The organism is Microbacterium forte (assembly GCF_031885415.1).
GTDB classification, from domain to species: domain Bacteria; phylum Actinomycetota; class Actinomycetes; order Actinomycetales; family Microbacteriaceae; genus Microbacterium; species Microbacterium forte.
Window position 1 is genome coordinate 411,251 of sequence record NZ_CP116871.1, and the last position, 15,691, is coordinate 426,941.

Consider the following 15,691-nt stretch of genomic DNA (forward strand, 5'->3'; position numbering starts at 1 on the left):
CTCAGACGCCGCTGCGGGTCAGGTCGCACTGGCGCGCGCGCTCAGACCAGAGTGCGACCGATGCTCCCGATCACGCCGTCGATCGGCTGACCCGACGCATCGCGTCGGGCGCCGGGCTCGGGGAGCTTGCGCACCGCACCTGTCGGGTCGACGGCCTGCGCGGGGCTCGGCCCGACCCAGGCGACCGTGAGGTGGTCCTCGCCCTTCAGGAACGAATGCGCGCGCACTCCGCCGGTCGCCCGACCCTTCGACGGGTACTCGGCGAAGGGCGTCACCTTGGCGCGTCCTGGCTCGGTGCCCGGAAGGCTGCTGTCGGAACCCGAGACGGTGGCGACCACGGCATCGGCATCCGGCGAGACCGCTCCGAAGAACAGCACCGATGAACCGGCGCCGAGCTTGATGCCGGCCATGCCGCCTGCGGGCGCGCCCTGCGGGCGGACGGCCGAGGCGGAGAACCGCAGCAGTTGGGCGTCGGTCGTCACGAACACGAGGTCGGCGTCGTCCTGCGCTTCGACCGCGCCGACGACCGTGTCACCGGGCTTCATGCCGATGACCTCGAGATCCGGACGCACGGGAAGCGTCGACGGGACGATGCGCTTGACCGTCCCCTGTGCCGTGCCCATGGCGATCGGGACGTCGCTGTCGAAGCGCACGAAACCGAGGATCCGCTCTCCGCGGATGGTGATGCCGAGATAATCGCGCAGCGGAGCTCCCGCCGCGAGCTGCACGGAGGACGACGGCACGGACGGCAGATCGACGGGGGAGAAACGCAGCACGCGCCCCTCAGAGGTCAGCGCGCCTATCTCTGCGCGCACCGTCGTCTCGACAGTCGTCAGGATCGCGTCGTGCTTGCTTCGCCGTGCCGGAAGCGTCAGCTCTTGGCCCTCGGCGAGGTCCACCCGCACGGCACGCCCTGTCGTCGAGAGCACGAGCACGGTCGGAGCGTCGGCGATCTGCAGGTCGACCGCGCCCTTCGTGGCGCGCGGCTTCGGGGGCGCGGCGTTCATCAGCAGCGTGCGGCGAGGAGTCCCGTATGCGTCAGCCGCTGCGTCGAGCTCCTCGGCGACCACTGCTCGCAGGAGCACGTCGCTCCCGAGCAGATCCCGCAGCCTGGCGATCTCGGCGAGCAGGGCGTCGCGCTCGGTCTCGAGCTCGATGCGCGAGAACTTCGTCAGGCGCCGCAGGCGCAGTTCGAGGATGTACTCGGCTTGAAGCTCGCTGAGGTCGAACACCGAGCGCAGTCGAGCCCGCGCCTGCTCGGAGTCGTCCGACGAACGGATGACCTGGATGACCTCGTCGATGTCGAGGATCGCGATGAGCAGGCCCTCGACGAGGTGCAGGCGCTCCTCTCGACGGGCGAGACGGTATCGACTGCGGCGGGTGATGACCTCCAGCCGGTGCGCGACATAGACGCGCAGCATCTCCTTGAGCCCGAGCGTGCGCGGCTGTCCGTCGACCAGGGCGACGTTGTTGATGCTGAAGGAGTCCTCGAGCGGGGTGAGCCGGTAGAGCTGCTCGAGCACGGCATTGGGGTCGAAGCCGGTCTTGATGCCGATCGCGACGCGCAACCCGTGGTTGCGATCGGTGAGATCGGTCACGTCGCTGATGCCCTGCAGCTTCTTCGACTGCACCGCGTCACGGATCTTCTCGATCAGACGCTCGGGGCCGACCATGTATGGGAGTTCGGACACGATGATGCCGGTGCGCCGCGGCCCGAGCGGTTCGACCGAGACCTTGCCGCGCACCTTCAGGGCGCCGCGGCCGGTGGCGTATGCGTCTCTGACACCGTCGAGCCCCATCAGGATGCCACCCGAGGGGAAGTCGGGGCCGGGCACGAACTCCATGAGCTCTTCGGTCGTGGCGTCGGGGTTCTCGAGCAGATGGGTGGCGGCGGCGACGACCTCGATCAGGTTGTGCGGTGCCATGTTGGTCGCCATGCCGACGGCGATGCCGCTCGCGCCGTTGACCAGGAGGTTCGGGAACGCAGCAGGGAGCACGGAGGGCTGCTGGAACTGACCGTCGTAGTTCGGGATGAAGTCGACGACGTCCTCGTCGAGGTTCTCGGTGAGAGCCATCGCAGGGGAGGCCAGTCGTGCCTCGGTGTAGCGGGCCGCTGCGGGCCCGTCATCGAGCGAGCCGAAGTTGCCGTGGCCGTCGATCAGCGGCACACGCAGAGCCCATTCCTGGGCGAGTCGTACGAGGGCGTCGTAGATCGCCGAGTCGCCGTGCGGGTGCAGCTTTCCCATGACCTCGCCCACGACGCGGGCGCTCTTGACGTGACCGCGGTCCGGGCGAAGCCCCATCTCGGCCATCTGATAGAGGATGCGACGCTGCACGGGCTTCAATCCGTCGCGAGCATCGGGCAGAGCCCGCGAGTAGATCACCGAATAGGCGTACTCGAGGAATGAACCCTGCATCTCTGTTTCGAGATCGATGTCCTGGATTCGCTCGGGGGCGAGCTCGGCAGGCGGGGTCTTCGGCATGGGCATCCTGAAATGGTGCGAGGCTGAGGGCGTACGGGAGCCTGTGTCAGACTGGCTCGGATGTCCCTCATTCTACCGTCCGAGTCGCTCGCCGCCCGCAGCGTCGTCGGGGTGGCGGACGACGTGTTCGCCGCTCTCCGCGGCGAATCGGCGAGCCTGCCGCGGGCCGAATCCGTCGTCCTCGCCATCATCGACGGGCTCGGCGCCATCAGCCTGCGCGCCCACGCCGGCCATGCCAGGGCGCTCACGTCCGGGATGGCGAAGAAGCACGTCGCCCACTCGGTCTTCCCCTCGACCACCGCGGCGGCGCTGACCAGCATCCTCACCGGGGTCTGGCCGGGGCAGCACGGCCTGGTCGGTTATCGCGTTCTCGACCCTGCTCGGGGCATCCTGGTCAATCAGTTGACCGGCTGGGAGTCGGAAGGGCTGGATCCGGCGACCTGGCAGGCGGCTCCGACGGTCTTCGAGCGCGCTCGTGCAGAGGGGCGCCCGACCTTCGCGGTCGGCGTCGCCGCCTACGCGGCGAGCGGGTTCACCCGGGCCACGCTGCGCGGGGCCGAGTTCGTCGCCGCCCAGACACCCGCAGAGCGCGTCGAGGTGGCATACGACCTCGCCGAGCGTCACCCGGGCTCGCTGATCTACTGCTATCTGCCCGAGGCCGACAAGGCCGGGCACAGGTACGGCCTCGACTCGGTGCAATGGGTGTCGGCGCTCGAAGAGATCGATGCCGCCCTGTCTCGACGCGTGCCTCCGGGCGTCGGCGTCCTCGTGACCTCGGACCACGGCATGGTCGACGTGCCGGTGCACCGGCAGGTCGTGCTCGAGGCCGAGCACCTCGACGGGGTCCGGCACATCGGAGGTGAACCGAGGATGCTGCACGTCTATGTCGAACCGGACGCCGATGCGGCGGTCGTCGCCGAGCGGTGGCGTCGCGATCTCGAAGGCCTCGCCGACGTCGGCACCGGGCAGGAGGCGATCGCATCCGGGTTCTTCGGCCCCGAGGTGACATCGGCCGCCGCGTCGAGGATCGGCGATGTGCTCGTCGTGGCGAGAGGAAACGGGGCGGTGTACGACGGTACGGCCGCGGATCAACGCAGCAGGGGGATGATCGGGCAGCATGGTGGTCTGACCCCGGAGGAGCGTCAGGTCCCACTGCTCAGGTTCGGCGCGTTCGCTCGCTGATCGTCGGCATCCACCCGCCTGAGGGCGCCCTATTCGTCGGTGCGTGCTCCGAAAACGATCTCGTCCCATGACGGCATCGCGTTGCGGCGCTTGCGGCGTCCATTGCCCTCGTTCGACGGCTCGGGGGTGACCTCCGGCTCGTCTTCGCCGGGCTCGTTGCTCTCGAAGGCGTCGAACAGCGCGATCGGATTCTGGTCCGTGTCGCTGTCGTCCGAGTGGTCGAGGATCGGCGCGGTCTCGCGCTGGCCGCGTCGGCGTCGCAGAGCCTCGAGCAGGTCGGCCGTCTCGGGGCTCGTCGTCGCCGACTCGGGTGCGCGCTTGATGGCGGCATCCTGCACCGCGGCAGTCGAGCGCTCGGGCGCGATGCTGTCATCGACATCAGCCTCGGGCGCGGGGAGCAGGCGGGGTCCGAACGCGCCGGAGTCGAAGCGGCTGTCGTCCTTGTAGGGCGATGCCTGCCGTTCAGCCTCGACAGCGCGCAGACGGGGGATGAGGCCGTCGGGCAGCGAGCCCTGGCGGGACAGCTGTGTGGCATCGGCATTGAGGGGCGCCAGCGCACTGCGTCGGGGGTCGAAGCTCCAGCGTGCATCGTGCTCGACCTCGTTGGCGGTGAACTCGAGCTTGATGATCCAGCCGGTGTCGTCCTTCCAGCTCGCCCAGCGCTCGGCCGAGGCCTCGACCTCAGACAGTTTGGCGCGGATCGCGGTGCCGAAGGTGGGCTGAGCGTCGGGCTCGACATCGCTGCCGATCAGGACGGGAACGGCGAGGGCCTGACCGATGACGTGCTCACGCTCGGCGAGAACGGGTCCTTCGAAGCGGATGACGTCGTCGACGCTGATGCCGAGGAGTGCGGCGACCTCCGGTGCCGTGAGGCCGGCGCGGATCTGCGCCTGGATGTCGCGCGGACTCGCGGCGAGCCGCTGAGCCGTCGGCTCGCTCTGTCGCGTCGCGCGCCGGATCTCGCGGTGCAGGACGTCGTCGATGGGCAGCGCGAAGCGCTCGCCCGACTCGGTCGCGAGTACGAGCACTCCTGCCTCTGTGCCGACGATGGTGACGTTTTCCATGCGAATGCCCCTCTGATGGGTGTGCGTTCATGGTGTCACGCGGGGCCGCCCAGAACCGGGAATACTCTGGGCGTGCCGTGAGTTTGGTCTGTCGCAGCCGCGGGCATTTGCTTATTCCTCCGCGGTCATGCAAACTATGGCCGCCGATTACCCCGACGGCGCACCACCCACTCGCATGAAAGTGGAGATTCACCACATGGCAACCGACTACGACGCTCCCCGCAAGAGTGAAGACGACTCCGAGTCGATCGAAGCCCTCAAGGAGCGTGTGCCGGACAAGCTCTCCGGCTCGTCAGGAGACGAGGACGCGGACAACCCGTCCAGCTTCGATCTTCCTGGAGCCGATCTTTCCGACCTCGAACTTGATGTCGTCGTGCTGCCCGCGCAGCAGGACGAGTTCACCTGCATGAACTGCTTCCTCGTGAAGCACCGTTCGCAGCTCGACCACGAGGGGGCTTCCGGCCCCATCTGCAAGGAGTGCGCTGCCTGAGCGCACCAGAGAACAAGATCCCACGCGCCCCCGACCTCACGGTCAGGGGCGCGTCGTCTTGTGGTCAGGTCAGCGCTCGTCGCGGTCGAGCCGGCGCTGGGTCTGGTCGGGCAGCGCCGGTTCTGGTCAGGGCAGCGCCGGTTCTGGTCAGGTCAGCGCTGGGCGGCGATGATCGCCGCGGCGAGCCGATCGGGAGTTCGGGTCGAGATGGTCCAGGTGTCCACCGGATCGTCAGGGTCATCGTTCGGAACGACGACCACCCCGTCGACACCCCCGCGGATGAGATGCCAGCCCCGTGCCGGCAGGCCTGGGCCCCGCGCCTGGCGCGCCTCTTCGGCGCTCAGCGCTCGGGGCGTGCCGAGGTGCTGGACCTCGATGTGCGCTCGACCGGCACGAAGCACGTCGCCGTCGACCGACACGAGCGGCGCGAGCGCGATGAACGCGACCACCAGCACAGCCGAGACGGCGGCGCCGACGATCAGGGCGACGGTCGAGCCGATGGGCACGAAGATGAGCGCCACCATGGGGCCGGCGAGAGCGACCGTCACCAGCAGCCACAGGCTGGGGGACAGTCTCTCGCGGTAGCGGGTCCGCGCGTCGGGAGCGATGTTCTGCATTAGCCTCGTGGGGTGACTGAATCCGTTGATGTCCCCATTATCGCCTCTGTCGTGCCCGGCTACGCCCACCCCGGCGATGCCGGAGCCGATCTGGTGGCGGCCGAGGCCGTTCATCTGGCCCCGGGGGAGCGGGCGCTCGTCGCGACCGGGGTGCGCATCGCGTTGCCGGAGGGGTACGCGGCATTCGTCGTGCCCCGCAGCGGTCTCGCGGCCAAGCACGGCATCTCGATCGTGAACTCGCCGGGAACCGTGGATGCCGGATACCGCGGTGAGATCAAGGTGAGTCTGATCAACACCGACATCCACACGGCGTACGATGTGGCCGTCGGCGATCGCATCGCGCAGCTGATCGTGATGCCCGTGACTCGTGCCACCTTCATCCCGGTCGAGGAGCTGCCAGGCAGCGTCCGCGGCGAGGGTGGCTTCGGCTCGACCGGCTACCAGGCAGGACTCCATTCATCTTCGGCAGGACAGATCAATGACTGACAACAATGCGACTCCTTCGAAGTCGGCACCGGACGACCGGGCGACACAGGGTCCCTTCGACGACTCCGAGGCGAACCCCGTTCGTCCGTACATCGACCTCGGTGGAATCAAGATCCTCCCGCGTGAGGGGCTGAACCTCCGACTCGAGGTCGAGGAGCAGTCCAAGCGCATCGTCGCCGTCGGACTCGACTACGCGGACTCCTCCCTCCAGGTGCAGCCGTTCGCCGCGCCCCGATCCGGTGGGCTATGGGACGAGACCCGCGTGCAGCTGCGCGATCAGGTCCGCACCCAGGGCGGGCGGGTCGAGGAGCGCGAGGGGCCGCTCGGCAAGGAGCTTCTCGCAGAGGTCCCTGCCGCGGCCAACGAGGGCTCCGAGCTGCGGCTCGCCCGGTTCATCGGCATCGACGGCCCTCGATGGTTCCTCCGCGGCGTCATCGGCGGCGCTGCGGCGTCTGACCTCGAGGCCGCCGCCAAGGTCGAGGATCTCTTCCGGTCGATCGTCGTCGTCCGCGGGGGAGCTCCGATGCCTCCGCGCGACCTGATCCCGCTGAAGATGCCCGCGACTCCCGGCTCCGCGTGACCACCCCCGCTCCCGAGCCCGAGCGCGAGCAGAGCGCATCCGACATCGTCGGGGCCGCGCTCGGCGGCGCTGCCCGCCGCGCCGGTCTCGACCCGACCGAGAGCGACGCGACGCACAAGGTGGTGTGGTCCGCGATGGGCGGATGGCGCGGCATCCTCGAATCGGTGCTTCCCAGCCTCGCGTTCGTCATCCTCTTCACGATCCGGCCCGAACCCCTGATCCTGCCTCTGGGCGTGTCGGTCGGACTCGCGGCGGTCTTCACCATCGTCAGACTGCTCCAGAAGTCCCCGCCCTCGGCCGCCATCGGTGGCCTCGTGGCCGCGGCGGCTGCCGCCGCACTGGCGCTGTGGACGGGGCGAGGCGAAGACAATTTCGTCCCCGGGCTCATCACCAACGCCGTCTACGGCACCGGGATGCTCGTCTCGGCCCTGATCGGCTGGTCGCTGATCGGTCTCGCCGTCGGCTTCCTGATGGGAGAGGGCACCGCGTGGAGGCGCGATCGTCGAAAGCGTCGTGCGTTCCTGTGGCTCGGCATCGCCTGGGCTGCGCTGTTCTTCGCACGTCTCGCGGTGCAGCTGCCGCTGTATCTGGCGGGGGACGTCACGGCTCTCGGCACACTGAAGCTCATCATGGGCCTGCCGCTGTTCGCGCCGTTGATCGCGGTCACCTGGCTCGTCGTGCGCGCCCTGTATCCGCGAACCCCGGATGCCGGAACACCGCAGCGGTCATGATAGATTTATCTTGACATCAAGATAAATTGCAGGCTTTCGCCCGGAGGCCGAGCAGAGCAGACTGGTTAGGACTGCCTTGCTAGCCGCAGGGGCTCGCTGGCGAGCAAGATGGAGGCGCCTGTCGCTCCCATCCGAATAGAAGGAGACGGAATCGTGTCCACGGTGAACAGCTTCGGTGCCAAGAGCACCCTGACGGTCGGCAGCACCGACTACGAGATCTTCCGCATCGACACGGTGCCCGGTTTCGACAAGCTCCCTTTCAGTCTCAAGGTCCTCCTCGAGAACCTGCTTCGCACCGAGGACGGCGCGAACGTGACGAAGGCGCAGATCGAAGCCCTGGGCTCCTGGGATGCCGCGGCTGAGCCGAGCACCGAGATCCAGTTCACGCCGGCCCGTGTGGTCATGCAGGACTTCACCGGTGTTCCCTGCATCGTCGACCTCGCCACCATGCGCGAGGCGGTCACCGCACTGGGTGGCGACGCGAACAAGATCAACCCGCTCTCACCCGCCGAGATGGTCATCGACCACTCGGTGATCGCCGACCTCTTCGGCTCGGAGAACGCTCTCGAGCGCAACGTCGAGATCGAGTACGAGCGCAACGGCGAGCGCTACCAGTTCCTGCGCTGGGGCCAGACGGCCTTCAGCGACTTCAAGGTCGTTCCCCCGGGGACCGGCATCGTGCACCAGGTGAACATCGAGCACCTGGCCAAGGTCATCTACGACCGCGACGTCGACGGCGTGCTGCGCGCGTACCCCGACACCTGCGTCGGCACCGACTCGCACACCACCATGGTCAACGGTCTGGGCGTGCTCGGCTGGGGCGTCGGCGGCATCGAGGCCGAGGCCGCGATGCTCGGCCAGCCCGTGTCGATGCTCATCCCGCGCGTGGTCGGCTTCAAGCTCTCGGGCGAGATCCCGGCCGGTGTCACGGCGACCGACGTCGTCCTCACGATCACCGACCTGCTGCGCAAGCACGGCGTCGTCGGCAAGTTCGTCGAGTTCTACGGCGAGGGCGTCGCCTCGGTGCCGCTCGCGAACCGCGCCACCATCGGCAACATGTCGCCCGAATTCGGTTCGACCGCGGCGATCTTCCCGATCGACGACGTCACCCTCGACTACCTGCGCCTGACGGGTCGCAGCGAAGAGGCCGTCGCGCTGGTCGAGGCCTACGCCAAGGAGCAGAAGCTCTGGCATGACGCCTCGCAGGAGCCCGTCTTCAGCGAGTACCTCGAGCTCGACCTCGGCACCGTGGTGCCGTCGATCGCCGGCCCGAAGCGCCCGCAGGACCGCATCCTCCTCTCCGACGCCAAGTCGCAGTTCGAGCAGGACATCCTCGCGTACGCCTCGGCATCGACGTCGGACTCCGTCGTCGATCTCGAGTCGAAGCACTCCTTCCCGGCATCCGACCCCGGTTCGGTCCCCGGCGAGGAGGAGCCCACCACGACTCGTCCCGTGCACATCAACAGCGGAGCTCCGGCGCACGCGTCGAAGCCCGTGCCGGTCGAGACTCCGTCCGGTGAGAAGTACATCCTCGACAACGGCGCGGTCACCCTCGCGGCGATCACCTCGTGCACCAACACCTCGAACCCCTCGGTGATGATCGCCGCGGGTCTGGTCGCCCGCAAGGCGCTCGAGAAGGGGCTCAAGCAGAAGCCGTGGGTCAAGACCACACTCGGCCCCGGATCCAAGGTCGTCACCGACTACTACGAGAAGTCCGGTCTCGACAAGGACCTCGAGGGCCTCGGCTTCTACACCGTCGGCTACGGCTGCACGATCTGCATCGGCAACTCGGGCCCGCTGATCGAGGAGGTCTCCGCGGCCATCAACGATCACGATCTCGCCGTGACCGCCGTGCTCTCCGGAAACCGCAACTTCGAGGGACGCATCAGCCCCGACGTGAAGATGAACTACCTCGCCAGCCCGCCGCTGGTCATCGCCTATGCGCTGGCAGGCTCGATGCACTTCGACTTCGAGAACGATGCGCTCGGCAAGGGAACCGACGGCGAAGACGTCTTCCTCAGGGACATCTGGCCCAGCCCGGCCGAGGTCCAGGAGCTCGTCGACTCGTCGATCTCGCGTGAGCAGTTCATCAAGCAGTACTCCACCGTCTTCGACGGCGACGAGCGCTGGCGCAGCCTGCCCACCCCGGACGACGACATCTTCCAGTGGGACGAGAACTCGACCTACGTGCGCAAGGCGCCGTACTTCGACGGCATGACGATGGAGCTCACCCCGGTGCGCGACATCGAGGGCGCGCGCGTCATGGCGACGCTGGGTGACTCGGTGACGACCGACCACATCTCGCCTGCCGGCAACATCAAGCCCGGCACCCCTGCGGCTCAGTACCTCACCGAGCACGGCGTCGACCGCAAGGACTTCAACTCCTTCGGATCGCGCCGCGGCAACCACGAGGTCATGATCCGCGGAACGTTCGCGAACATCCGCCTGAAGAACGTCATGGTCTCGGCCGTCAACGACGGCCAGGTCGTCGAGGGTGGCTTCACCCGTGACTTCACGAAGCCCGGTGGACCGCAGTCGTACATCTACGACGCGAGCATGAACTACCAGGAGCAGGGCACACCCCTCGTCATCTTCGGCGGCAAGGAGTACGGCTCCGGCTCGTCGCGAGACTGGGCGGCCAAGGGCACGAGCCTGCTGGGCGTCAAGGCCGTCATCACCGAGAGCTTCGAGCGCATCCACCGCTCGAACCTCATCGGAATGGGCGTCGTCCCGCTGCAGTTCCCCGCAGGCGAGAGCTGGGAGTCGCTGGGTCTCGACGGCACCGAGGTCGTCTCGATCACGGGTCTCGAGGAGCTCAACAACGGCACCACTCCGAAGACGGTCCGTGTGACCGCCACCCCGACCGAAGACTCGCCCGAGGGCAAGCAGGTCGTGGAGTTCGACGCGGTCGTCCGCATCGACACCCCCGGTGAGGCGGACTACTACCGCAACGGCGGAATCCTGCAGTACGTGCTGCGTTCGCTGGTCTGATCACAGCGACGACGAGGGCCCAGTTCTTCTGAACCGGGCCCTTTCGCGTGTGCGGGTCCGTGTCAAGGGGCGAGGCGTTCTCCGAGCTTTCACGGATGGCCGCGGTAGGATCGATCAGGCTTTCGAACCGGAATCGGATGCCGCCAACGGTGCCTATGAGGAGGTGCAGATGCCCATTCTTCCGAGCATCTCAGGACCCCGTGATCTCGACTCCCTCTCGACGGAGCAGCTCATCGAACTCGCCGGCGAGGTCCGCGAGTTCCTCGTCGAGAACGTGTCCCGTACCGGCGGACATCTGGGCCCCAACCTCGGAGTGGTGGAGCTGACGATCGCTCTGCATCGGACCTTCTCGTCGCCCGACGATCCGTTCATCTTCGACACCGGCCACCAGTCCTACGTGCACAAGCTGCTCACGGGACGCCAGGACTTCTCGTCCCTCCGCGTCCGCGGTGGACTCGCGGGCTACCCCCAGCGCGGCGAGAGCCTGCACGACGTGGTCGAGTCCTCCCACGCGTCGAGCTCTCTCAGCTGGGCCGACGGAGTCTCCCGTGCGCTGACCGCGACCGGTCGCGGCGATCGTCACGTGGTCGCGGTGGTCGGCGACGGTGCGCTCACGGGCGGCATGACGTGGGAAGCCCTCAACAACATCTCCGACGACAACGACCGCAATCTCGTGATCGTCGTCAACGACAACGGGCGCTCGTACGCTCCGACGATCGGCGGGATGTCGCGGTACCTCAACCGCGTGCGCACCGCCGCGGCCTACAAGGACCTGCACCACAAGTCGGACCGGCTCTTCCGGGCGTTCGGGCCCGTCGGTCGCGCGGTCTTCCGCGGCGTGCGTGGTGGCACCCACGGCTTCCTGTCGCGTTTCACCAACAACGAGGCGCTGTACTCCAACCTCGACATCAAATACCTCGGTCCCGTCGACGGGCACGACCTCCCGGCACTCCTCGAGACCCTCGAGCTTGCGAAGTCCTATGGTGCACCGGTCATCGTGCACGCCATCACGGAGAAGGGCCGCGGATACCAGCCCGCCCGAGACGACGAGGCCGACCAGTTCCACGCTGTCGGGCGCATCGATCCGACCACGGGCGAGACGCTCTCGTCGGGCGGCACCGGCTGGACCGACGTGTTCTCCGACGCCCTGGTCTCGGTCGGCGAGCGTCGCGACGACGTCATCGCCATGACGGCAGCCATGCTGCGCCCGACGGGGCTCGCTCCGTTCGCCGAGCGCTTCCCCGACCGTGTGTACGACGTGGGCATCGCCGAGCAGCATGCGGTGGCCTCCGCCGCTGGCCTCGCGTTCGGCGGACTGCATCCCGTCGTGGCCCTCTATGCGACCTTCATGGGACGCGCGTTCGACCAGGTGCTCATGGACGTTGCGCTGCACCGCGCGGGCGTCACCTTCGTTCTCGATCGTGCGGGTGTCACCGGACCCGACGGGCCCAGTCACCACGGCATGTGGGACCTCGCGATGCTGCAGATCGTCCCGCACATCCGCATCGCGGCACCACGAGACGCCGCGCGGCTGACGGAGGCTCTCGACGAGGCCGTCCTCGTGGACGACGCCCCGACGGTGATCCGCTTCCCCAAGGGCGACGTCGCGCCCGAGCTGCCGGCGATCGAGCGCCTGCACGACGGCGTGGACGTGCTGGCCAGGGGTGAGTCGGAGGATGTCCTGCTGGTGGCCATCGGCCCGTTCGCAGCTCTCGCGATGGATGTCGCCGAGCGGCTTCGTGCCCAGGGCATCGGCGCGACGGTCATCGACCCCCGGTGGGCGATTCCCGTGCAGCCCTCGATCGTGAGCATGGCCGCGCGGCATCGTCTCGTGATCACCATCGAAGACGGCATCCGCGTCGGCGGCATCGGCACTCGCGTTCGTCAGGTCCTTCGCGAAGCCGGCATCGACACGGCCGTCGACGAGCTGGGGCTGCCGGACGAGTTCATCGATCATGCATCGAGGGACCAGATCCTCGCGGATGCAGGCCTCACCGCGTCGAAGATCGCGCAGGACGTCGTCTCTCAGGTGCTCGGGACGCGAATCCCCGTTGCACGGGATGCCGGCGCGAACGGATCGATCGACCTGCCGCTGCACGAGCGGAGCTGATCGACGTCGCATTCCGGTCCCGGCCGAGGAAGGCCGAGGAGTCAGCGAACCCGACGATCAGTTCAATGCGTGGAGGGCTGCGACCGCCTGGGCCCCGCGATCGGAGTCGCGGAGAGCGGTCGAGAGCAGGTAGCCGTCGGTCAGGGCATCGCCGGTGACCATGACGCGCACGAGCTCGACTCCGCACGCCCGGCGCACCTCTTCGGCGCTGGCAGCGATCACGCGGGTGTTGATCTCGTCGTTGTGCGGCAGCTCGGCGCCGTCGAGTCCTCGGATGACGTCTCGCAGCGCCGCACCGACGATGTTCGAGGCGCGTTCCTTGACGTTGACGACATCGAGTTCGAAGACCCGGAGATCTCGCCCGGTCGGGATCGGACGCCACTCGAACGAGGCATGCACGCGGTGCTGATGTCCGTTCGCCCCGGTCATCTCTCGCGCGGGCAGATCGGTGGCACGGCACCGCACATCGATGAGGCGGTACCAGTAGAAGAGCGGGAATGCGCCGTGGGATCCCGGGTCGAGCACGACGACCTCTCCGACCGCTCCGCCTCGGGATGACGGGCGACGCTGCGGTCGGTTGCGGATGATCGGCTTGCCGTTCCGCGTGCGGATCGCAGCCCACCCCTCATCGACCGTGACGATGAAGATCTTCAACAGCGCCGGCACGACCAGCAGGATCGTGAGGATCGCAGTGCCGGTCTTGAAGAGGCCCGACATTCCCTTGCCGCCCAGCATCGAGAGGAGCATGTCCATGCCACCACTGTGCCCCCTCGAGCGCGGGCGGATCGCCATCTTCGAGGCGCACGCGAAGGTGTTCATGCGCTGTTCCGCGCTCGTTACCCGGCCTGCCGCGAGGCGGATAGGGGGCGGGTCGGTCGCGGTGGTGCGGCCCTGTCAGGAGAGAGTGGCGAGTATTTCGGCGACGGCGGATTCGACGGCTGCACGCTGTCGCTCGCGGTCCTCGTCCACGAGACCGACGCGCGTGCGCCGGTCGAGCACATCATCCGCGGTCATCGCGCCCTCGGCGCGGACGGCGAACTCGATGGTGGCGCGCGACACAGGTCCGCGGCCCACGCTGTCGCCGGCGGGAACGGCGACGGCGGTGTCGGTGAGCCGCAGGGTCGCCGTGTTGCTGGGGCCCGCGCCGAGTCCTGCCGTCTCAACGGCCAGGTCGACCGCGTCCTCGGCCATCCGTCGGTAGGTGGTCAGCTTGCCGCCGAGCACGTTGACGAAGCCCTTCTCCGAGACCTCGACGAGATGACGACGGGAGATATCCGCCGTCGAGGTCGCGCCGGTGTCGACGAGTGGGCGCAGCCCGGCGAATGATCCGCGTACCTGGTCCCGAGTGATCGGCACGGACAGCACTCGGTTGAGGTTCGTGAGCAGGAACGCGATGTCGCCCTCGGTCGCCACAGGAACGCGCGGCACCGGCCCCGGCGCGTCCTCGTCGGTGAGTCCGACGATCACGCTTCCGTGCTGCTGCGGCAGCGCGAAGACGTAGCGGCTGATCGAACCCTCGTGCGGAATCGTCAGCGCGGCCGACGGGTCGCCGAGATCGGCGGCATCGAGCACGATATGCGTCCCGCGACTGGGCCGCACCGTGATCGACTCATCGAGACTCCCGGCCCAGACACCGGTGGCGTTGACGACCGCTCGCGCCCGGATATCCAGGCGCTCGTCCGTCAGCACGTCCTGAGCGATGGCGCCGTCGCGGCGCAGCGCGAGCGCCCGCACCCGTGTGAGGATGCGAGCGCCGTGACTCGCCGCAGTCCTGGCGACCGTGACGACCAGGCGCGCATCGTCGACGAGCTGACCGTCGTACGAGAGCATCCCTCCTCGCAGGCCCGCTCGGGAGAGCGAAGGGACGAGGCGCTGAGCCGTTCGAGCCGAGATGAGGCGCGGCGGTGGCAGGAACCGGCTCGGCGTGCGGGCTCGTATGCGCAGCAGGTCTCCCATCGCCATCCCGACAGTCCCGGCCGCACGCTGGCGCGCGGTCACCCCGGTCGTGAAGGGCAGGAGCTGGCCGAGCGGACGGATGAGGTGCGGTGCGATCCGCGTCATCAGGAGGTGTCGCTCGACAGCGCTCTCCTTGGCGGTGGCCACATCGCCGGTGGCGAGATAGCGAAGTCCGCCATGCACGAGTTTCGAGCTGAAACGGCTGGTGCCGAACGCGAGGTCCTCGGCCTCGAGAAGAGTGACGCTCAGACCCCGTGCTGCGGCATCGAGCGCGACGCCGACACCCGTGATGCCCCCGCCGATCACGAGGACATCGACCGTCTCGTCGCCCGTCCGGCGGAGTTCTGCGGCCCGACGCGCGACGTTGAGGTCGGGGGAGTGAGAGGTCATGGCCGGACCAGCCCGTCGAGTGCGGCGCGCAACTCGCGCTCCCACGAGTCCTCGGAGAGGAGCTCTGAGACCGTCCCGTGCGAGAGCACCGCAGACTGGGCGATGAGCAGCAGCATGACGGCGATCTCGTTCGGATCACCCCAGCGGACTGATCCGCCCCGCTGCGCCGATCCGATCGCCGTGGCCAGCCAGGCCAGGATCAGTCGCTGGCTCGATCCCACCCGCTGCAGCGTGTACCGGGTGAATGCTTCGGGCTCTTCAGCGAGAAGCCGCCCGTACACGGCGTCTGCCCGGAAGAGCGCGGTGAAGCGCAGGACGTCGTCGACCAGCTCGCTTCGGGTGGCTGCATGAGCCGGGAACCGGTCGAGGATCACTGCGACTCTGCGCAGCAGCGCTGCGCGGACGACATCGTCGGCATCGCTCCAACTGCGATAGACGGTGGGCCGGCTGTGACCGGCACGGCGAGCGAGCTCTGCGATCGTCAGGCCGTGCACTCCTCGGCGAACGATCAGCTCATCTGCGGCGTCGAGGATGCGCGATTGCGTGGCATCCCATTCGGGCGCTGAGGTGCCGACGTCGGCCAGTACTTGACGTTCTTCCATGATCTGTCA

Annotated in this window: 13 protein-coding genes; 7 read left to right on the forward strand and 6 right to left on the reverse strand. The window is 68.1% G+C overall.

All coding sequences use genetic code 11. The annotated features are described in order from the left end of the window. Positions 1-41 precede the first annotated feature (41 nt). Positions 42-2,483 (reverse strand): DNA gyrase/topoisomerase IV subunit A, encoded by a 2,442-nt coding sequence (locus tag OB895_RS02125; RefSeq protein ID WP_079112872.1) that lies wholly within the window; start codon positions 2,481-2,483, stop codon positions 42-44. Between the two features lie 60 nt (positions 2,484-2,543). Between OB895_RS02125 and OB895_RS02130 the strand changes: the two genes are divergently transcribed. Continuing rightward, positions 2,544-3,665, forward strand: coding sequence for an alkaline phosphatase family protein (locus OB895_RS02130; RefSeq protein ID WP_311878813.1), 1,122 nt, complete (start codon positions 2,544-2,546; stop codon positions 3,663-3,665). A gap of 29 nt (positions 3,666-3,694) precedes the next feature. On the opposite strand, the gene sepH is transcribed toward OB895_RS02130, so the two are convergent. Beyond that, on the reverse strand, positions 3,695-4,729 hold the full coding sequence (gene sepH / locus OB895_RS02135) for a septation protein SepH (protein ID WP_042540212.1): 1,035 nt from the start codon (positions 4,727-4,729) through the stop codon (positions 3,695-3,697). 196 nt (positions 4,730-4,925) lie between these two features. Between sepH and OB895_RS02140 the strand changes: the two genes are divergently transcribed. After that, entirely contained in the window at positions 4,926-5,219 is a 294-nt protein-coding gene (locus tag OB895_RS02140) for a DUF4193 domain-containing protein (protein WP_042540214.1), read from the forward strand. 152 nt (positions 5,220-5,371) lie between these two features. Here OB895_RS02140 and OB895_RS02145 read toward each other — a convergent pair whose 3' ends face one another. After that, positions 5,372-5,836: a DUF3093 family protein gene (locus tag OB895_RS02145; RefSeq protein ID WP_311878815.1), complete on the reverse strand. Its 465-nt coding sequence runs from the start codon at positions 5,834-5,836 to the stop codon at positions 5,372-5,374. Positions 5,837-5,848: 12 nt separating this feature from the next. On the opposite strand from OB895_RS02145, the gene dut reads away from it, so the two are divergent. The 5 genes from dut to dxs all read left to right on the forward strand — a co-directional run bounded on the left by dut (position 5,849) and on the right by dxs (position 12,734). Continuing rightward, positions 5,849-6,322: a dUTP diphosphatase gene (gene dut / locus OB895_RS02150; RefSeq protein ID WP_042540218.1), complete on the forward strand. Its 474-nt coding sequence runs from the start codon at positions 5,849-5,851 to the stop codon at positions 6,320-6,322. Then, complete coding sequence (locus OB895_RS02155) at positions 6,315-6,902, forward strand: DUF3710 domain-containing protein (RefSeq protein WP_042540219.1); 588 nt, start codon at positions 6,315-6,317, stop codon at positions 6,900-6,902. Before dut ends, OB895_RS02155 begins: the two co-directional genes overlap by 8 nt. After that, entirely contained in the window at positions 6,899-7,633 is a 735-nt protein-coding gene (locus OB895_RS02160; RefSeq protein ID WP_042540221.1) for a DUF3159 domain-containing protein, read from the forward strand. Before OB895_RS02155 ends, OB895_RS02160 begins: the two co-directional genes overlap by 4 nt. Before the next feature lie 153 nt (positions 7,634-7,786). Then, a complete protein-coding gene (locus tag OB895_RS02165; protein ID WP_311878819.1) occupies positions 7,787-10,624 on the forward strand; it encodes an aconitate hydratase in 2,838 nt (945 codons plus the stop codon). A gap of 169 nt (positions 10,625-10,793) precedes the next feature. Beyond that, entirely contained in the window at positions 10,794-12,734 is a 1,941-nt protein-coding gene (gene dxs, locus OB895_RS02170; RefSeq protein WP_042540225.1) for a 1-deoxy-D-xylulose-5-phosphate synthase, read from the forward strand. A gap of 57 nt (positions 12,735-12,791) precedes the next feature. On the opposite strand, the gene OB895_RS02175 is transcribed toward dxs, so the two are convergent. From OB895_RS02175 to OB895_RS02185, 3 genes are all read right to left on the reverse strand, one after another. Then, complete coding sequence (locus OB895_RS02175) at positions 12,792-13,487, reverse strand: SPFH domain-containing protein (protein ID WP_042540289.1); 696 nt, start codon at positions 13,485-13,487, stop codon at positions 12,792-12,794. Between the two features lie 141 nt (positions 13,488-13,628). Continuing rightward, positions 13,629-15,080 (reverse strand): glycerol-3-phosphate dehydrogenase/oxidase, encoded by a 1,452-nt coding sequence (locus OB895_RS02180; protein WP_311878822.1) that lies wholly within the window; start codon positions 15,078-15,080, stop codon positions 13,629-13,631. Further along, positions 15,077-15,682, reverse strand: coding sequence for a TetR/AcrR family transcriptional regulator (locus OB895_RS02185; RefSeq protein WP_311878823.1), 606 nt, complete (start codon positions 15,680-15,682; stop codon positions 15,077-15,079). The genes OB895_RS02180 and OB895_RS02185 overlap by 4 nt, the downstream gene beginning before the upstream one ends. Positions 15,683-15,691: the final 9 nt, after the last annotated feature.